This window comes from Pseudomonas sp. (genome assembly GCF_030696055.1).
Taxonomy (GTDB): domain Bacteria; phylum Pseudomonadota; class Gammaproteobacteria; order Pseudomonadales; family Pseudomonadaceae; genus Aquipseudomonas.
In genome coordinates, this window is sequence record NZ_JAUYNP010000077.1 from 1 (window position 1) to 17837 (window position 17837).

Annotated in this window: 14 protein-coding genes; 4 read left to right on the forward strand and 10 right to left on the reverse strand. The window is 62.1% G+C overall.

The window, feature by feature from the left end:
- From Q8Q83_RS04520 to Q8Q83_RS04530, 3 genes are all read right to left on the reverse strand, one after another.
- Positions 1 to 515, reverse strand: a 515-nt coding sequence (locus tag Q8Q83_RS04520; protein ID WP_305621508.1) for a citrate/2-methylcitrate synthase, incomplete at its 3' end; no start/stop codon positions are given.
- A gap of 47 nt (positions 516 to 562) precedes the next feature.
- The gene (gene prpB / locus Q8Q83_RS04525) at positions 563 to 1453 is read right to left on the reverse strand and encodes a methylisocitrate lyase (RefSeq protein WP_305621509.1); all 891 of its coding nucleotides are present in this window, start codon (positions 1451 to 1453) and stop codon (positions 563 to 565) included.
- On the reverse strand, positions 1450 to 2187 hold the full coding sequence (locus tag Q8Q83_RS04530) for a GntR family transcriptional regulator (RefSeq protein WP_305621511.1): 738 nt from the start codon (positions 2185 to 2187) through the stop codon (positions 1450 to 1452). The genes prpB and Q8Q83_RS04530 overlap by 4 nt, the downstream gene beginning before the upstream one ends.
- Positions 2188 to 2492: 305 nt before the next feature.
- Here Q8Q83_RS04530 and Q8Q83_RS04535 point away from each other — a divergent pair, with 305 nt between their 5' ends.
- The 3 genes from Q8Q83_RS04535 to Q8Q83_RS04545 are packed head-to-tail and all read left to right on the forward strand — an operon-like array spanning position 2493 to position 5564.
- The gene (locus Q8Q83_RS04535; protein ID WP_305621513.1) at positions 2493 to 3041 is read left to right on the forward strand and encodes an ATP-dependent zinc protease; all 549 of its coding nucleotides are present in this window, start codon (positions 2493 to 2495) and stop codon (positions 3039 to 3041) included.
- A 5-nt stretch (positions 3042 to 3046) separates the two neighbouring features.
- Positions 3047 to 4573: an inactive transglutaminase family protein gene (locus Q8Q83_RS04540; RefSeq protein ID WP_305621515.1), complete on the forward strand. Its 1527-nt coding sequence runs from the start codon at positions 3047 to 3049 to the stop codon at positions 4571 to 4573.
- A gap of 4 nt (positions 4574 to 4577) precedes the next feature.
- Positions 4578 to 5564: an alpha-L-glutamate ligase-like protein gene (locus Q8Q83_RS04545; RefSeq protein WP_305621517.1), complete on the forward strand. Its 987-nt coding sequence runs from the start codon at positions 4578 to 4580 to the stop codon at positions 5562 to 5564.
- Positions 5565 to 5644: 80 nt separating this feature from the next.
- Here the strand turns inward: Q8Q83_RS04545 and Q8Q83_RS04550 are convergent, their stop codons facing one another.
- The 7 genes from Q8Q83_RS04550 to Q8Q83_RS04580 form a co-directional block, all read right to left on the reverse strand.
- Positions 5645 to 6796: a MalM family protein gene (locus Q8Q83_RS04550; protein WP_305621519.1), complete on the reverse strand. Its 1152-nt coding sequence runs from the start codon at positions 6794 to 6796 to the stop codon at positions 5645 to 5647.
- A 10-nt stretch (positions 6797 to 6806) separates the two neighbouring features.
- Positions 6807 to 8399, reverse strand: coding sequence for an outer membrane protein transport protein (locus Q8Q83_RS04555; protein ID WP_305621520.1), 1593 nt, complete (start codon positions 8397 to 8399; stop codon positions 6807 to 6809).
- A gap of 17 nt (positions 8400 to 8416) precedes the next feature.
- Positions 8417 to 9421 carry a transporter gene (locus tag Q8Q83_RS04560; RefSeq protein ID WP_371132362.1) on the reverse strand — a complete coding sequence of 335 codons (1005 nt, stop codon included), beginning with the start codon at positions 9419 to 9421 and terminating at the stop codon, positions 8417 to 8419.
- A 36-nt stretch (positions 9422 to 9457) separates the two neighbouring features.
- Complete coding sequence (locus Q8Q83_RS04565) at positions 9458 to 10216, reverse strand: C39 family peptidase (protein ID WP_305621522.1); 759 nt, start codon at positions 10214 to 10216, stop codon at positions 9458 to 9460.
- 88 nt (positions 10217 to 10304) lie between these two features.
- Positions 10305 to 10739 carry a DUF6160 family protein gene (locus Q8Q83_RS04570; protein WP_305621524.1) on the reverse strand — a complete coding sequence of 145 codons (435 nt, stop codon included), beginning with the start codon at positions 10737 to 10739 and terminating at the stop codon, positions 10305 to 10307.
- 241 nt (positions 10740 to 10980) lie between these two features.
- Complete coding sequence (locus Q8Q83_RS04575; protein ID WP_305621526.1) at positions 10981 to 13704, reverse strand: LuxR C-terminal-related transcriptional regulator; 2724 nt, start codon at positions 13702 to 13704, stop codon at positions 10981 to 10983.
- On the reverse strand, positions 13701 to 16415 hold the full coding sequence (locus tag Q8Q83_RS04580) for a LuxR C-terminal-related transcriptional regulator (RefSeq protein ID WP_305621528.1): 2715 nt from the start codon (positions 16413 to 16415) through the stop codon (positions 13701 to 13703). The genes Q8Q83_RS04575 and Q8Q83_RS04580 overlap by 4 nt, the downstream gene beginning before the upstream one ends.
- Before the next feature lie 164 nt (positions 16416 to 16579).
- On the opposite strand from Q8Q83_RS04580, the gene Q8Q83_RS04585 reads away from it, so the two are divergent.
- A partial coding sequence (locus Q8Q83_RS04585) for an anthranilate synthase component I family protein (RefSeq protein WP_305621530.1) occupies positions 16580 to 17837 on the forward strand: 1258 nt, incomplete at its 3' end.

A 17837-nucleotide genomic window follows, 5' to 3' on the forward strand; every position in this document is an offset into this window, starting at 1 on the left:
AGGTGGAGGAAGTGCACGCCGATGGAATCTTCGTCGCTTTCCACCTCGATACGCTTGCCGTTGTGGCTGAAGTGGTACCAGTACAGCAGCATGGAACCCAGGGAGGCCATCAGCTTGTCGGCGATGTCGCGGGCACCGGGATGATTGTGGTCGTCCTTCTCAGGCGCCAGGCAGCCCAGCACCGACACGCCGGTGCGCATCACGTCCATCGGGTGGGCGGACGGCGGCAGTTGTTCCAATGCGGCCTTGAGGGCGGCGGGCAGACCACGCAGCGCCTTGAGCTTGGTTTTGTAGGCGGCCAGTTCGGTCTGGTTGGGCAACTTGCCATGTACCAGCAGGTGGGCGATTTCCTCGAATTCGCAGCTGGTGGCGACGTCGAGGATGTCATAGCCGCGGTAATGCAGGTCGTTGCCGCTGCGCCCAACTGTGCACAGGGCGGTATTGCCGGCGGTGGTGCCGCTCAGGGCCACGGATTTCTTCGGCTTGAAGCCGGTGGTGGTTTCGCTGGCGCTCATTATTCTGTCTCCTGCTGTTATCCGGGAAAGTGCTGCCTGCGGGCCGCTTATTTCTTGGCGGCGAATAGCGCGTCGAGGTGTTGCTCGAAGGCGTGGTAGTTGATGCGCTCATACAGCTCCATGCGGGTCTGCATGGTGTCGAGCACATTCTTCTGCGTGCCGTCGCGGCGAATCGCGCAGTAGACGTTCTCCGCCGCCTTGTTCATGGCGCGGAAGGCCGACAGCGGATAGAGCACCAGGGACACGTCGACCGCGGCCAGCTCCTCGGTGGTGAACAGCGGCGTGGCGCCAAATTCGGTGATATTGGCCAGGATCGGCGCCTGCACCCGCTCGGCGAAGGTCTTGTACATCGCCAGTTCGGTGATGGCTTCCGGGAAGATCATATCGGCGCCGGCTTCGATGCAGGCTGCGGCGCGGTCCAGCGCCGAGTTCAGGCCTTCGACGGCCAGGGCGTCGGTGCGCGCCATGATCACGAAGCTGTCGTCGGTGCGGGCATCCACCGCGGCCTTGATGCGGTCGACCATCTCCTGCTGGGAAACGATCTCCTTATTAGGACGATGACCGCAGCGCTTGGCTCCGACCTGGTCTTCGATATGAATCGCCGCGGCGCCAAACTTGATCATCGACTTGACCGTGCGCGCGACGTTGAACGCCGAGCTGCCGAAGCCGGTGTCGACATCCACCAAGAGCGGCAGGTCGCACACGTCGGTGATGCGCCGCACGTCGGTAAGCACGTCGTCCAGGCCGGTGATGCCCAGATCCGGCAAGCCGAGGGAACCTGCCGCCACGCCACCACCGGACAGGTAAATCGCCTTGAAGCCGGCACGCTTGGCCAGCAGGGCGTGATTGGCGTTGATCGCGCCGACCACTTGCAGCGGGTGTTCGGCGGCAACGGCATCGCGAAAGCGCTGGCCGGGGCTGCTGGAAAGTTGGCTCATGACTCACCTCTGGGTTTGGCTGTCTTGGTTGGCGCGCCCTGCCCCATGTTCATGGTGTAGTGACGCTCGATATTGCGCTTGGAGGCCCCGATGTGACGGCGCATCAGCAACTCGGCAAGTTCGCCATCGCGCTCGGCAATGGCATCGAGAATGCGATGGTGCTCGGCAAACGCCTGGCGCGGCCGATTGGGGGTAGCGGAAAACTGCAAACGGTACATGCGCACCAGCTGGTACAGCTCGCCGCAGAGCATCTGTGCCAGGGTTTTGTTGCCGCTGCCCTGGATGATGCGGTAGTGGAAGTCGAAGTCGCCTTCCTGCTGGTAGTAGCCGACACCGGCCTTGAAGGCCGCGTCCTGCTCGTGCAGATCGAGGACCCGGCGCAACTCGTCGATTTCCGTCTGGGTCATGCGTTCCGCCGCCAGACGACAGGCCATACCTTCCAGGGATTCACGAATTTCATAGAGTTCGATCAGCTCGGCATGGCTGAGCGACACCACCCGCGCCCCTATATGGGGAACGCGCACCAACAGACGCTGACCTTCCAGGCGGTGGATCGCCTCGCGCAGCGGCCCACGACTGATGCCATAGGTGCGCGCCAGCTCCGGCTCGGAAATTTTGCTGCCGGGGGCTATTTCACCTTTGACTATGGCGCTCTGGATACGCCGGAAGACCTGTTCGGAAAGCGTTTCAGAATCTTCCTGCACAGGCTCGGGGGACTCGATAAACTCAAGCATATTGTCGACACTAGCTTTGTTTGATGGCGGAAAATTACGCCTAGCAAGGATTAATGTCAAACAATCACGCAACACTGTCGACAATATGTAGCACGACTTCGGGCGCTAAATACGCTGACCTTACTTGCACAAACGCCTATAAGCGCCTGTCACGATAGAAAAATCCCATGCTAGAATGCAGCGCTCTTGTACCTGGCAGAGCATTTTCAAGCTGCCTGCTAGACTCCAGACACCTTGTTCGCTGCACACTCACCACGCCTGCCGGTCGCTCTGATCAACTGCTTGCGCTACACCCGATAGGACTTATGAGACTGAAGCCCTCCATTCTGCTGCTATGTCTGGTATTTTTTCCCGGCCTGAGTCTCGCCGCGCAGAAAACTGTCTATGGGCTAAATGAATACGTCAGGTTGTTCGACCTCGACCTCAAGCTCGCGGCCAAACTCGACACCGGGGCTAAAACGGCTTCCTTGAGTGCCCGGGATATCAAACGTTTCAAGCGCGACGGCGAAACCTGGGTGCTGTTCTACCTGGCCATCGATGAGGCCCACGACAGCCCAATCGAGCGGCCACTGGCGCGCATCAGCAAGATCAAAAGACGTGCAGGCGACTATGATCCTGATGAAGAAAAAACCTATACCGCACGCCCCGTGATCGAAATGGACATTTGCATGGGCCACGCCCTACGCACTATCGAAGTGAACTTGACCGATCGCAGTGCCTTCCTATACCCGCTGTTGATAGGCTCCGAAGCACTCAAGCGCTTCGATGCCTTGGTCGACCCGACGCTTAAATACGCAGCAGGTAAACCTGCCTGTGCCCCCGACGCAAACCTTGGCGCCACCCCTGATGAGTAAATCCCATGCGCTCTCTTAACCTCCATCTGAAAGTCCTGGTCATACTCTTGGTGAGTTTGGGCGTTCTGATTACGGCCTATCAGATTTTCATCCTCGGCATTCCGGTGACCGAAGATGAAACCGATGACTTGTGGAACATCGATGCCAGAGTCGAGTTCCAAGCCAACCCGCGCGATCCGGTTAAGCTGCAGATGTTTGTGCCGCCGCTGGCTCAGGACTACGTCAGCCTCAACGAGAGCTTTATCTCCAACAACTATGGCGTGAGCATCAACCGCGCCGACGGTAACCGCAAAGTTACCTGGTCGGCACGCCGCGCCAACGGCAAGCAGACCCTCTACTACCGCCTGGTGCTGACCAAGCGCTACAGCGGCGAGCCGGCCAAAGCCAAGGGCCCGATCTTCCGCGACAGCATCCCGGTCGAAGGCGCCGAGCAAATCGCCGCCGAGGCCTTGCTCGCCCCTATCCGTCAGCACTCGGCCGACGTCGAAACCTTTATCAGCGAGACCATCAAGCGGGTCAACAACCGCAATGACGACAACGTCAAGCTGCTACTCGGCGGCGATGCCTCGAGCATCAACAAGGCCAAGGTCATCGAGCTGCTGCTGTCGATCGCCCATGTGCCCATGGAGCGCTTGCACACCATTCGCCTGGCGGCCGATATCCAGCAAAGCCCGGAACTCTGGGTGCGCAGCTTTAACGGCGAGAACTGGCTGTATTTCAACCCCGAGACGGGTGAGCAAGGCCTGCCCGCCGACCGCCTGCTGTGGTGGGTCGGCGATGACAACCTGGTCAACCTCGAAGGCGGCAAACACGCGCAAGTCAGCTTCAGCCTGAACAACAGCGAGATGAACGCCATTCGCCTGGCCAAGCTGACCGACGAGAACACCGACGTCGACTTCCTCGAATACTCGCTCTATGGCCTGCCGCTGCAGACCCAGCAGACCTTTATGATCATGGTGATGATCCCGATCGGCGTGCTGATGATCCTGATCCTGCGCAACCTCGGCGGCCTACAGACCCTCGGCACCTTCACTCCGGTGCTGATCGCCCTGGCCTTCCGCGAGACCCAGTTGGGCTTCGGCATAGTGCTGTTCACCGTGATCACCGCCCTGGGCCTGTCGCTGCGCTCCTATCTGGAGCACCTCAAGTTGCAGATGCTGCCCCGGCTGTCGGTGGTGCTGACCTTCGTGGTGGTGCTGATCGCGGTGATCAGCCTGTTCAGCCACAAGCTCGGTCTGGAGCGCGGCCTGTCGGTGGCGCTGTTCCCCATGGTGATTCTGACCATGACCATCGAACGCCTGTCGATCACCTGGGAAGAACGTGGCGGCGGCCATGCCTTTAAAGTGGCGATCGGCACCCTGTTCGCCGCCACCCTGGCGCATCTGCTGATGAGCGTGCCGGAACTGAACTACTTCATCTTCACCTTCCCGGCGGTGCTGATGATTATGGTCGGCTTTATGCTGGCGATGGGTCGCTACCGCGGCTACCGCCTGACCGAACTGTTCCGCTTCAAAGCCTTCCTCAAGGACTAATGCCATGTTCGGTCTGATCAAGACGTGGAAAGCCCTTGAGGCCAAGGGCATCATGGGCATCAACAGGCGCAACGCGGACTATGTGCTGAAGTACAACAAACGGCACCTCTACCCGATAGTCGATGACAAGATCATCACCAAGCAGCGCGCCATCGAAGCCGGTATCGACGTGCCCGAGATGTATGGCGTGATCGACACCGAAAAGGGCATCGACAATCTGCGCGCTATCATCGGCGACAGGCCGGACTTCGTGGTCAAGCCGGCGCAAGGCGCCGGTGGCGACGGCATCCTGGTGATCGCCGACCGCTTCGAGGAGAAGTACAAGACCGTCTCCGGCAAGATCATCAGCCACGAGGAGATTGAACATCAGATCTCCAGCATCCTCACCGGCCTCTACTCCCTGGGCGGCCACCGTGACCGCGCGCTGATCGAGTACCGGGTAACGCCGGACCAGATCTTCAAGAGCATCAGCTACGAAGGCGTGCCGGATATCCGCATCATCGTGCTGATGGGCTACCCGGTGATGGCCATGCTGCGCCTGCCAACCCGCCAATCCGGCGGCAAGGCCAACCTGCACCAGGGCGCCATAGGTGTGGGCGTGGACCTGGCCACCGGGGTGACCCTGCGCGGCACCTGGCTGAACAACAAGATCAGCAAGCACCCGGACACCACCAATGCGGTGGACGGCGTGCAGTTGCCTAACTGGGACGGCTTTATGAAGCTGGCCGCGGGCTGCTATGAGTTGTGCGGCCTGGGCTATATAGGTGTGGACATGGTGCTGGATCAGGACAAGGGCCCGCTGATTCTCGAGCTGAACGCCCGCCCCGGCCTGAATATCCAGATCGCCAATGACTGCGGCCTGACCCATCGCGCCCATGCGGTGGAGGCACGTCTGGCAGAGCTGGCCAAGAAAGGCATTCAAGAAACCCCGGAAGAGCGCATGCGCTTCTCCCAAGGGTTGTTCGGTCATGTCAGCATCGCCGAGATCTGAGCACCTTAAGCAATAAAAAGCCCGGACTTGTCCGGGCTTTTTTATCGTCGCCAAACCACCTCGCCACGAGCCACAGCCTGCTAACGCACTATGGCCAGCTCGAAGGCTCCCTCATCGCCGTGGGCATGGCTCTGCATGCCGGACTCATCGACCGCCAGGTCTTGCAGCGGGCGTTTGAAGGGCTTGTTATCCAGGGTCTGCAAGGTGCGATCTTCATCTGTGGTCAGCAGCAGCACATAACGTTCGCCGGCCGCGGCCTTGACCTGCACCGTGCCCTCGATAAAGGCGTAGCGATACCAGGTTTCGCCATGCAGTTGATAGACCGCATCGCTGACCAAGCGGGTCGGCCGCTTGCCCTCATCGAGGAACAGCAGGGAGGGATAGACCATCTGCTTATTGGCGAAGCTGCGCACCCGCAAGCCGAAGTTATGCTGGGAGCGCGGCAACTTGAGCGCGGCGTAATAACTCTTGCCCATGGGGAACTGCAGGCTCGGCGAGAAACGGTTGAGCTCCTCATAACGCGGCTCGGCGGCGCTCAGCTCGCTGAAGGCGTCATCGGCCAACTGCCCGCAGCACAGCTCCAGCAGCTGCGCATAGCGCCCTTCCTGGGCCTGCTCGCTGCCGGCCAGCAACGCCTGCATGGCCGCGCTGGGCTGACCATCGAGGCCAGGCAACTGCTGCGGCTTGCTGGCAAACTCGAATTCACGGCCCTGGGTAAAAGTCTCCGCCTGGTTGGCTGCCGGGCCAGTCTTGACCTGGCGCTGCCCGGGCAACGGCGCGTTATGCATCCGCCCCTGATCATCGACCCAGGTGAAATAACGGCCATCGCGCTCATCCCGGGCAAAATCATGCCCCTCCAGCACCTCGGAGCTGATGTATTCGGCCGAACGCTCCCCCGTATCCAGCACAGTTTCATCGGCGCCGCCCTGCAATTGGGTGCCGGCATGGAAGCTGTTGTGCAGATTGCCGTTGGCATCCACCCAGGTGAAGTAGCGCCGCTTGCTTTCGCCGGCGACCTGCGCCCCTGGCCAGCCTGAAACATTGTCGGCCTTAAACCGAGCCTGATCGCTCTGGCTGATAGTGCGCTGCGCCTGGCGTTGATGCGCCGCATAACTGGCATCGACAAAGCTGTTATGCACCCGGCCCTGGTCGTCCACCCAGGTCAGATAGCGACCGCTGCCCACAGCTGCGGGCGCAAAGATCAAACAACCGCTCAACAACAGCATACGCATGGCAAAAACCCTAGAAGGTGGTGCGGTAGGTCAGAGCCAGCACATAGGCTTTGACGCTGGTTTTCACGTTCAGGTCGGCATAGGGGTTGTACACCATGCTGTCGATGTCCGAGCAGTTGATGTTGCAACTGGAGCGCGCCGGGATGTCCTGCTTGCTCACCAGGTAGTTGAAACCTATATCGATCACCGTGTCCTTGTCCCACTGGTAGCCCGCGCCCAGGCCATAGAGCTGGGCATCCCCCAGCGGCGCCAGCACGTCCGCCTTGTTCCCCGGGATAGCCGAGGGCCGCGGCTCGTAGCCCATGCGCAGGCTCAGGCGGTCGTTGACCTGGTATTCGACCCCCACCGCCCAGCTCCACACCGACTCGTAGCCGCGATCCAGGATGATGCTGGTCGAGGTGGCGTTTTCCGGGGAGAACAGGCTGGCAATGGTCAACACATCCAGCTGGCGGTCGAACTCCAGCTCAAATTTGTCCCAGGCGGCGTAATCGGTCCACTTGATGTCCAGGTTGATCTGCCAGCGGTCATGGGGCTTGAGCTTGATCCCGCTGGCGAAGTGAGCCGGATAGGTCATGTTCAGCGAGACGTTGCCCTGCTCCTTGTCGAACAGGCCATCGGGGGTCAGGGTATTGAACACCGCGCCGATAAAGGAGCTGTCCAGGCCCTGCCAGAAGCCTTGCCAGTCCTCCGAGTAATCGACCACATAACGCCCCTTCAGGCGCATCTTGGCCTCGCTCTGGTACACCGCGCCGAGGGCGAACCAATCGCTCGGCTCCCAGAGAAAACCGAGGTTCCAGGTCGGCGACAGAGTCTGCTGCATGTCGATATCGATATTGGCGATATCGGTAAAGGGGCCGAGTTCGCCGCCGCAAATATTCAGGAAGAGCTCGAGGGGGTTGTCATCGACTATGCACAGCGCATCCTGGGCCACACCGATAAAACCCGTGAGTATCCCCGGCGCGCGGAAGTCCTGGTTCAGCGCCATGGCCTGATGGGAAAAACCGACCGACAGGCCCAGCGACAACTCATCGTTGACCTGATAGGCCAGCGAGGGCGAGAAATAGGTCAGGCGCTGGATCACCAGCTCCTTGCCCTGGTAGCGCCCCGGGTCATCGTCGTCACGGGCAAAGCCCAGGGCTTGCGGGGTGTACATATTGGTGGCGAAGGTGAACTTGGAGCCCGGCGGGTTGACCGACAGGCCGGCCAGGGGCGCGAACAGCACCGGCAACTCGGTCGCCCCACCGACGCCGGGCAAGTACATCATCGCGGCGCTAGCGCTACTGGAGGTATTGGCCACCGAGTCATCGTTCAGCCCGAGAAAGTTGCTGCCGTAATCTGCCGGCGCATCGAAGTCCGCGCGGATATCCATCACCCCGGTGATGAACTTGACCGTGGTCTGCCGGCCCTTGAGCTTGCTCAACGCCGCCGGGTTGTAATGCACCGAGTCGATACCGGTGAAGTCCGCCGTCACCGCATTGCCCAGGGCCATGGCCTTGGGGCTGCCAATGGTCAGGTTTTGCGCCAGCTGCGCCTGCGCGCTATTCGCGCAGAGTAAAGCGGCCCCGATAATCGCCCGCATCAGCGGCGAAATTCGCATCGTCATAAGAGATTCGCTCGCGCTTATTGGGCCTTCAGGCCTTTGATATCCAAAGGCATGGAGATGCCCAACAACACATCCGGCGAGTCTTCGGTCATGCCGAAGCCGGCACTGACGTTGATGATCTGATCCGGTGTGGTACGCAAGCCCAGGGAGAAGTTCATCACCGCACTGGTCTGCCCGCTGCCTTCCAGCTCACCGTCGGCGAAGCTGTAGGTGGGTTTCAGCGAGTGCGACATCTGGTAGGAGGTCGCCAGCGACACGTCGTAGGACAGCGCATAGGCGAAGCCCATGCTCAGGGAGAAGCTGGAACCCGGATCGACCTCTTCCAGCAAGCGGCCGCCGCGTACCTGGCTGATGCCCTTGATCGGCAGGTTGTAGGTGTAACCCAGGGAGCCGAACAGCACCACCGGGTCGACCACATAGGAAACGTTAGCGCCGACCCCCAGGCTGTAAGAACCGCTGCCGGTGGCCAGTTCGCTCTGGCTATTGATGTCGTAAGGGCTGTCACCCGTGGGCAAGCCCAGGTTGGCGTAGAGGGTGGTGACCGGCTTGCCGCGCAGCGAGGTCCAGGGCTGCCAACGCAGGCTGGCGGAGATATCCCCCAGGCTGTAGGCATCCAGGTCGCGCTCGGTATCGTATTTGGCCACCAACGGCATGCGCATGCTGAAGGTCAGGTTGTCCCACACGCCATAATCGAAGGTGAAGGAGTTGGTGAAGCTGTGCTGCGCCTCGCTCTGGCTCACCACGCTGAAGACATTGTTGCCGCTGCGCACGGTCTCGATGACGGTATCGCGCAGCAGCGAATAATCGAAACCATAGGTCAGGGTACGCTCACCCTTCTTCAGCAAGGTGTAGCTCTTTTCCGCCGCCTGAAACACTTCCTCCAGCGCCTTGGCGCTGTCGGCATCGTCTTCCTGCTTGCTCAAGGCGTCCCGCGCCTGCTCGACCGAAGCCGGATCGGCCCAGGCCGCCGCACTGCTAACCGAGCACAGCATGGCCAGCCATACACACCCTAAAACTCTCATGGCGCAGCCCCCAAATATTATTGTTATGTCGGGCAATTACTTACGGCGGATATATTGGATATCGCCGGCGGAACCCAGCTCTGTGGCCTGGTTCTCGCTGAACTTGGTGATCTGCGGAAACTCGCGAAATGCCAGCAAGCTGACGGTGCGGTCATCGATGATGCGCAAATCCTGCTCGCTCAAGGCCAGGGCATTCGGCGGCTCGTTACCGCTCGGGAAAATCACGAACAGCACGTTCTGATCCCAGATTTCTTCGAAACGGCTACGGGTAAAACTGATATTGCCCAAGGCCGGATCGGCCACGAACACGTGGTCGTTATAGACGTCGCGCACCACCACGAAATGCTTGAAGCCGGCATATTCGATCGGCACTATCGCCGGATGCTCTAGGCCATCCAGGTCGGCGAAGGCGGCGCGGAAACCGCCACTCTTGTAGCCCAGGGCGCTGACGAAGCGCTTCATGTCGAGCAAGGAAAAACCGCGGCGCTCGACTATCTTGTCGGCCTCGCCAAACTGCAGCAGCCCCTCCATCACCTGGCGCTCTTGCAGGTTGCGGCCGAGGAAATAATCCAGCAGCGAGGTCAGGGCCGCCGAACCACAGCTGTAGTCGTAGGCCTGACGAATGACATTGCGAAACTGCAGCTGAGTCATGGGCTCCAGCGTCACCGACTCACGCAACGCCGCATTGCCCAGCGGCTGGCTGATATTGACCGTGCCGGGCGCCGGCGGCTTGGTATCCACCGCCTCGGTAAAGCCCCACAGGCCAATCAGACTGCCTAGCAAAATCTCGATCATTCGCCCACTGCGCTCCTCTGCATCAAGAGAAAAGCCTTAGCGGCCGAGGCCGATAAGACTTTTCTGCTCACGCGACTACTGAATGAACTCAGTGGCCCCAGATTTTCACTGTGGTGCCGGCCATGTTCATGTCGTTGATCGCCAGGGAACCGATGCTGGCGGCGCTGGCGTTGCCCACCTTGATGGCGCCAACGCTCAGCTGACCGGTGATGGTCGGCAGGCTGATCTGCAGTTGCTGGGTACCGCTGCCATTGGTCACCACGTCGACCATGACCGGGGCGCTGTCGGAAATGTTGAAACCGGTGAAGGCCACGGTTTCCATGCGCAGGGAACCACCGTTGGCATCGCCATCGGTGTAGGCCAGGCTGCCGATGGTGCCGTTGAAGCTACCGGAGATGCTGATGCCGTCCTGACCGGTTACGGTGGCCAGGGCGGTGTCGTCCATGGCTTTGAGCTCAGCCTGAGCCATAAAAGGAACAGCCAGAACAGCGGCGGCCAGAGCCAGTTGCTTGAGGGTTGTCATTGTTATTGTCTCCACAGTTCACTAATGGGTGGTCCCCGGCACACTGCCTCGGACTCCTGTCCTCATCAGCCGGCGGCTCGCGCCGTTCACCAGGTCCGGCACTGCTTCCTTAGTCGCGCCAGGCTTGGAATCGTGAAGCAGTTCGCTTCTCGTCCTGGCGTTAAAACTACTGGTGCAGCGCCGGGCTGCCAGCCCATCCAAGGGATGGAGCGCCAACAGCCGTCCTATTAGCGGATAAAATTCAGGCCTCGCTTAACAATCCCAGGCTTTTGCCTTTCAACACCGCCTGGGTGCGGCTGCGCACGCCAAGCTTGGCGAACAGGTTATGCAGGTGCCACTTGATGGTGGCTTCCGACAAATGCACCGCCTGGGCGATATCGCGGTTCGACAACCCGGCGGCCACAAAGCGCAGTATTTCTCGCTCCCTGTGACTAACATCTTGATTTTCATCGAAATTATCAAGATCGACGGCCAGCCTTCGGCACTGCTCGCGCAACTGCTCGGCCAACCCCTGCCAAGCCCCCGCGCGTTTCGGCTCGGCGCTGTACCAGGCTTCCCACAGCGGTAACAGCCACAAGGCATCATCCAGGAACATCCGCCGATAACCGCTCAACCAAGCGTCTTCCACGGTCGCCTTGAACAAGCCGAAGGCTTTTTCGCTGTTACCTTTGCGCCAATACGCCACAGAAAGTAACAAGGCCAGGCGCAGGCGCCGGTCCCTATGGTGTTCCGCCGTCTGTTTGGCCAGGCAGGCTTCCAGCGCCGTCTGGGCTTTGTCCGCCCGCCGCTCGGACAAGGCCAGGCGCGCCTCGGACAGCACCTGCACGGTTTCCGCATCGCCATAGCGCCCCGGCGGCAGTACCGCCAGATGTCGCTGCAACTGCAAACAGATGCGCTCGGCCTCGTTCGGCCGGCGCAGCCACAGCAGAAACTGCACCTTGCAGCTCATGCCCAGGGCGTACACCCGTTCATAGCCGGGGCCGTGCAGGGTTTCCAGCCACTCATCGAGTTCCAGCAACGCCGACTCGCCCTCGCCGGCGAAGAAGCGCGCCCGGGCCATCACCAGCTTGCCGCGGCTGACCAGTTCGATGGGCGTGGCCACGTCGCGCCAGGTGGTGGCCAAGGGCAATTCGGCCAGGATGGCGGCATGCCGATCCTGCTCATACAGCAGATCGGCGTAAGCCAAAGCCAGCGGACCACCGACCCGGCTGCGCCGCCCGAATACCTGCTCGACCCGCGCCCGCGCACTTTCCGCGAGCACCCGGCCGCGCTCGGGCTGGCCCATTTCCTTGCAGATCAGCGCCTCGATCAGGCTGACCACGGCATGCAGGTACTGGCTTTCCACCTGCTGCAGATTATCCCGCGCCACCGCAATCGACTTGGCCGCCTCGCCGTATTCGCCGAGCAAGGCATAAGACGCGGCCTGCACGCAGGACAGGCTGGCACGGAACACCGGCTGGTTATCCGGCACCAGGGCCAGCCAGTGGCGCGCCACCTTCAGGCAACTCTCCAGCTTGTCCTGGTACAGCAGCACCAACGCCTTGAGCACCTGGGCCACCGCCAGCAACACCGCCAAGCCGAAGTGCAGCGGCTTGCCGCGCCCCTGCATCAGGCGCGCGCTGATCTCCTCGATCAGCGCCTCGGCTTCGGCATATTTCTGTTCGAAGGCCAGCTGCCAGGCATAGAAAATCTGGAATACCGGGTGCTCGCGGATCACCTCGGCCGGCACATCCTTGAGGATTGCCAGGATGCCGTAGACCTGGTTGCCGGCAATCAGGCTGGCCCCCTGGCGCTCCAGCAACTCGGCGGCGAAGGCATAGTCGCGGGCGCGCAGGGCATACTTGATGGACTTGTCGGTCAGCTCGTGGCTCTCGCACCAACGCGCCGCCGTATGCAGCAGATGGGTCGGGTCGCCCTGCTTGCCCAGGCGGCCCTGGAGAAACTCGGCGAACAGGTGGTGGTAACGGAACCACAGCCCCTGCTCGTCCAGCGGGATGATAAACAGCTGCTCCTTCTGCAGGCGCTGCAGCATCTGCACGCCGTCGCCACGACCGGTCAGGGCATTGCACAGCTCGGCATTGAACTCATCGAGCACCGAGGTCTGCTCGAGAAAGTGCTGCTGCTCCTGCGGCAGGTTATCGAGCACATCCTCGGCCAGGTAATCGGCGATATCGCGTTCGGTGCCCGACAGGCCGGCGAGAAACTCGCGGCGGTCCGGGTGCCGGGCCAGGGCCAGCGCCACCAGATGCAAGGCGGTGATCCAGCCTTCGGTGCGCGCGTGCAGCAGGTCCAGTTCTGTTGCGCTGAGCTGCAGCTGCTTGAGCTGATGAAAATAGGCTTCGGTTTCCGCCCGGGTCAGGCGCAAATCCTCGGACTGGATCCACAGCACCCAGTCTGCGCTGGCAGTCGGCTTATCGAGAAAACGCGACTGATAGCGCGTGCTGCCGATCAGCCGCACATTGGCCGGCACCCGCTTGACGAAGTAGTCGACCAGCGGGCCGAGCCCCGCGTGGCGGATACGGTGAAAGTCATCGAGGATCAGATACAGATCGCCCTTGACCCGCCTCAGGTCGGCGATAAAAGAGTCCAACAGCGCCTCAAAGGGCAAGCTCAGGTCATCACGCAGCAAGCGTGCGGTGTTCTCCCCGAAGCCGGGCAACTGCGCCGCTATGGCCGCGATCAGGTAATGCAGCAGGCGCTGCGGCTCGCTGTCCGCCTCATCGCAGGACAACCAGGCCACCTGGGCGCCAGCCTCCAGCAAGCGCAGGCGGAACTGGCTGAGAATGGTGCTCTTGCCGAAACCGGCCGGGGCGCTGAGCAGAATCAGGCGCTGCTGGCGGGCGCTGAACAGCCGCTCGATCAGCGCCGCGCGGGCGAGCAAGGGGCGGCCGCTGGAGTCCGCGGGAAATAGCTTGGTGCGCAGCAGGGGTAGCCCGCGCAGGCGTGGCGATGTGGGTGCATTCATGGTTCTAAGAGACTCAGCTCGCGGGCTCGGCGGATGGCTTGGGTGCGGTTACGCACCTTGAGCTTTTCGTAGATGTTGTGCAGGTGCCACTTGACCGTGCCCAGGGCCAGCGCCAGTCGCTGGCCGATTTGCTCATTGGACAGGCCTTGCGCCGCCAGGCAGATCACCTCGCGCTCGCGCTCGGTCAACCCCTCGTCCGGCACCTCCAGCGACTGCCGCGCGCCCTGCCCTGGCCAGATGGCCAGCAGGCCGCGAATAAAGCCCTGCAAGGCCGGCTGGCGTTCGGCAGTTTCGAGTTGCTGCAGGAGCAGGCGAATGGCCTCGCCCTCCTCGACGAACAGGCTGCGCACCCCTTCGCGCTCGGCCCCGATCAGGCATTGCACCAGCAGGCTCTGGGCGCGCTCCTGGTAGCCCAGGCGCTGGTAACTGAGCGCGGCCAGCAGGTCCAGGCGCAAACGTTGCAGGCCATGCCAGTTATCCAGCAGCAAGCCGCGCAGCTGGGTGATCTCATGCAGGGCTTCGCTGTAATGGCCGCGCGCCTGTTGCAGGCGAATACGGGTCAGGCCGCGCACCCACAGCACCGGGTTGAAACGCATCTGCTGGTAAGGCTCGGCCAGCTTGGCCCAGTCGACCGTTTTCAGGCGTTGCTCGGCGCGTTTGAGGCGATCGGCGGCCGGTTCCTGGAGTATCTGCGCCACCTCATCGGCCACCGCCTGGGCATAGAAGCGCCAGGACTGATTGCGCGCCGACAGGTTCTGCATCAGCACCAGGCTGGCGTAGGCCTCCTTCGGGCTGTCCTGCATGCGCTGCACATGCGCCATGCACAGCATGCCCTGGGCATACAGATCGACCGGGTTGATCACATCGACTGTGGCCAACGCCCAGCGCAAACGCTCCTCGATCCCCTGCAGGCGCCCCTGGTGATAGGCGATCAAGGCTTCGGTGATAGTCGGCAGCGCCAGGGCCCGGGACCTTTCCGCGAACCAGGGAATGACCTTGGCGCGCAACTGGGCGAAGAGCAGTTCGGCCTGACGGATCTGACCCTGTTCCAGGCACAGCAGCACCTCGATATTGGCCAACTGCATGTCCAGGTAGCGGCCTTCGAGAAAATGATTGCGCTGCTGCGCCAGCGCCAGCAGGCGCTTGGCCGGCTCCGGCTGGGCCAGCATGACATTGGCCAGGGCGCCCACAATCAGCATCGCCACTTCGAGGAAGGCGGTGTGCTGGCCCAGCTGCACCTCGACCCGGCGCGCCAGGGCGATGCAGGTCTGCAGGTCATCCTTCTGCAAGGCGATCACAGCCTTGATCGCCAGGGTCGCCAGCAGCTTGTCGCTCAGCGGCCCGCTGCTTTTCGCCTCGCCCCAGCGTTCCAGTTGCTCATCGAGCATGCGGTTGGCTTCGTTCAGCCCCAGCTCGGCGGCGCGGGTCCAGATATCGGCCAGCACCAGCACCGGAAAACGCTCGGCTATTTCGTCCGGCACATGCTGGCGCCACTTGTAGATGCGGTGCAGCTGGCCGCGGTTGATCAACTCCAGGCCACAGCCATCGACCAGCGCCGCGAGCATCTCCGGGTCTTCGGCGAGGCAGGCGTGCTCGATGGCCAGGTTCTGCATATGGTGGTTGGTGAACCACAGGCTGGCATTGAAATGCAGTTGCTTGAAACGCTCGGGATCGCGTTCTTTCAGGCGCGCACGGAGGAATTCGGCGAACAGGTTGTGGAAGCGGTACCACTGGCGCTCGCGGTCCAGCGGCAGCAGAAACAGCTGCATGGCTTCCAGCTCTTCGAGCAACAGCTGGCCACCCTGGCGCCCGGTCAGGGCGTTGGCCAGATCGCCACTGAGTTGCTGCGCCACGCCCAGGGCCAAGAGCAGCTCCTGCTTGTCCGCCGGCAGTTGTTCGAACACGCTACGCAGCAGGTACGCGCCCACCGCGGCCTGATCGGTGCCCATATCGGCGATCTGGGCCCCGGCCTGAGGCTGATGGCGCAACCACAGGCTGGCCAGGTGCACGCCGACCATCCAGCCCTCGGTCTGGTTGTACAGGGTGCTGAAGGCCACGGCATCCAGCTGCAAGCCGCTGCGGGCGAGGTAGTCGCGGGTTTCCGTCTTGCTCAGACGCAGTTCCTGCTCACCGATTTCCACCAGCAAGCCTTTGGCACGCAAGGTCGCCAGGCTCAGGGCCGGCTGCGAGCGGCTGCCAATGGCCAGGGTAAAGCCGGCGGGGGCGAACTTGATCAGGCGATTGAGCGCCGCGATCAGCTCGCCATCCTGGATCAGGTGCAGGTCGTCGAGCACCAGCAGCAAGGGCGTTTCCAGCTGCGCCAGGTCCACCAGCAGGCTTTCCATCACCGCCGCCACGGGAACCCGCATGGTGTTCTGCAGATAGGCCTGGGCCTCTACGCCAACGCCTGGCAACAGGCGGGCCAGGGTTTCGATCAATTGCAGGAGAAAACGCGAGGGCTCATCGTCGCCAGAGCCCAGCGACAACCAGGCCACGGCACAACCCGCCAGCGCCCGCGCCTTGGCCAGGGCCACCAGAGCGCTGGTCTTGCCAAAGCCTGCGGGGGCCGCCAACAGCACGACACGGGCGTGGGCGTTGGCCGCCAACGCCGCTTCCAGTTGCGGTCTGATCAGGTATTCGACAGATGCCTGGGGCGGCGTCAGTTTGGAGCGCAGCAGACTACCCGCGGCTGGATCTACAACTTCACCCATGGCCTTGATCCCGTAGTAATTATTGTTTTGAACGTCATAGTGAGCATCCGGGGACCCATTCATACTAATGAGCCGAGGCATCCCGAGTAAACCCATGCACCAGCTCTAGGATGAATGTTGGCGACGTTCTACAATCGGCGTCCGCGCTTGTATGAAAGCCTCGCATGCCTACTTGTCTTGTACGGGATCTGCCTTATCGCGCAGATCCCGCCTGTTATTTCAACGCCATCGCGCACGCCCCGGGTGCGGTGCTGCTCGATGCCGGACGTCCGACCGCGCAGCGCGGACGCTATGACCTTATCAGCGCCTGGCCATTGGCAGAGCTGGCGCCTCTGGCTGACGAAACGGCCAACGACTTCCTGCAGCGCTTGCGCAGCAGCCTTTCCAGGCTGGGACCGGCCGAGGCGCCGGCGGCCAACCCACTGCCCTTCGTCGGCGGCCTTATCGGTTACCTCAGTTATGACTTCGGCCGCCGTCTGGAACAACTGCCGGAACAGGCCATCGATGACCTGGGTCTGAGCGATGCCCGCTTCGGCCTATATGCCTGGGCCTTGATCAGCGATCACCAACGGCAAAGCAGCCAGCTGGTGTTTCATCCCAGCCTGGCCGTCAGCGAGCGCGAGCGCTTGTTCAGGCTGTTTAGCGCCGTCTCAGAGCAGGTTAGAGAGCCCTTTAAACTGCTTGGCGCCTTTCAGGCCGATATCGATCAAGCCAGCTACCGCCAGGCGTTCGAGCGGATTCAGGCCTATATCCAGGCCGGCGATTGCTACCAGGTGAACTTCGCCCAGCGCTTTCGCGCGCAGTACCAGGGTTCGCCCTGGACGGCCTATCAAGCGCTGCGGGCGGCCTGCCCGACGCCCTTCTCCGGCTACCAGGCGCTGCCCGGTGGCGGCGCCATTATCAGCCTGTCGCCCGAGCGCTTTATGCGCATCAGCCAGGGCCAGGTAGAAACCCGCCCGATCAAGGGCACCCGGCCGCGGGACAACGACCCCGCGCTGGACGCCGCCCAGGCCGCGGCCCTGCTCGCCAGCCCGAAGGACCGGGCGGAAAACCTGATGATCGTCGACCTGCTGCGCAATGACCTGGGCCGCAGCTGCCGCATCGGCTCGGTGCGGGTGCCGGAGCTGTTCGCCCTGGAGAGCTACCCCAATGTGCATCACCTGGTCAGCGCGGTCACCGGCGAACTGGCGCCCGGCAAAGATGCCCTGGACCTGATCGCCGGCAGCTTCCCCGGCGGCTCCATCACCGGCGCGCCGAAGATCCGCGCCATGCAGATCATCGACGAGCTGGAACCGACGCGCCGCGCCCTGTATTGCGGCTCCCTGCTGTATCTGGATGTACGCGGGGAAATGGACAGCTCGATCGCCATCCGCAGCCTGCTGGCCAAGGACGGGCAAATCAGTTGCTGGGGCGGCGGCGGCA

Coding starts and splice junctions, on each gene's coding strand:
- Q8Q83_RS04555 (WP_305621520.1), bottom strand. CDS start 8,399: ATGACGATGCGAATTTCGCCGCTGATGCGGGCGATTATCGGGGCCGCT.
- Q8Q83_RS04545 (WP_305621517.1), top strand. CDS start 4,578: ATGTTCGGTCTGATCAAGACGTGGAAAGCCCTTGAGGCCAAGGGCATC.
- Q8Q83_RS04540 (WP_305621515.1), top strand. CDS start 3,047: ATGCGCTCTCTTAACCTCCATCTGAAAGTCCTGGTCATACTCTTGGTG.
- Q8Q83_RS04535 (WP_305621513.1), top strand. CDS start 2,493: ATGAGACTGAAGCCCTCCATTCTGCTGCTATGTCTGGTATTTTTTCCC.
- Q8Q83_RS04570 (WP_305621524.1), bottom strand. CDS start 10,739: ATGACAACCCTCAAGCAACTGGCTCTGGCCGCCGCTGTTCTGGCTGTT.
- prpB (WP_305621509.1), bottom strand. CDS start 1,453: ATGAGCCAACTTTCCAGCAGCCCCGGCCAGCGCTTTCGCGATGCCGTT.
- Q8Q83_RS04530 (WP_305621511.1), bottom strand. CDS start 2,187: ATGCTTGAGTTTATCGAGTCCCCCGAGCCTGTGCAGGAAGATTCTGAA.
- Q8Q83_RS04580 (WP_305621528.1), bottom strand. CDS start 16,415: ATGGGTGAAGTTGTAGATCCAGCCGCGGGTAGTCTGCTGCGCTCCAAA.
- Q8Q83_RS04550 (WP_305621519.1), bottom strand. CDS start 6,796: ATGCGTATGCTGTTGTTGAGCGGTTGTTTGATCTTTGCGCCCGCAGCT.
- Q8Q83_RS04575 (WP_305621526.1), bottom strand. CDS start 13,704: ATGAATGCACCCACATCGCCACGCCTGCGCGGGCTACCCCTGCTGCGC.
- Q8Q83_RS04560 (WP_371132362.1), bottom strand. CDS start 9,421: ATGAGAGTTTTAGGGTGTGTATGGCTGGCCATGCTGTGCTCGGTTAGC.
- Q8Q83_RS04565 (WP_305621522.1), bottom strand. CDS start 10,216: ATGATCGAGATTTTGCTAGGCAGTCTGATTGGCCTGTGGGGCTTTACC.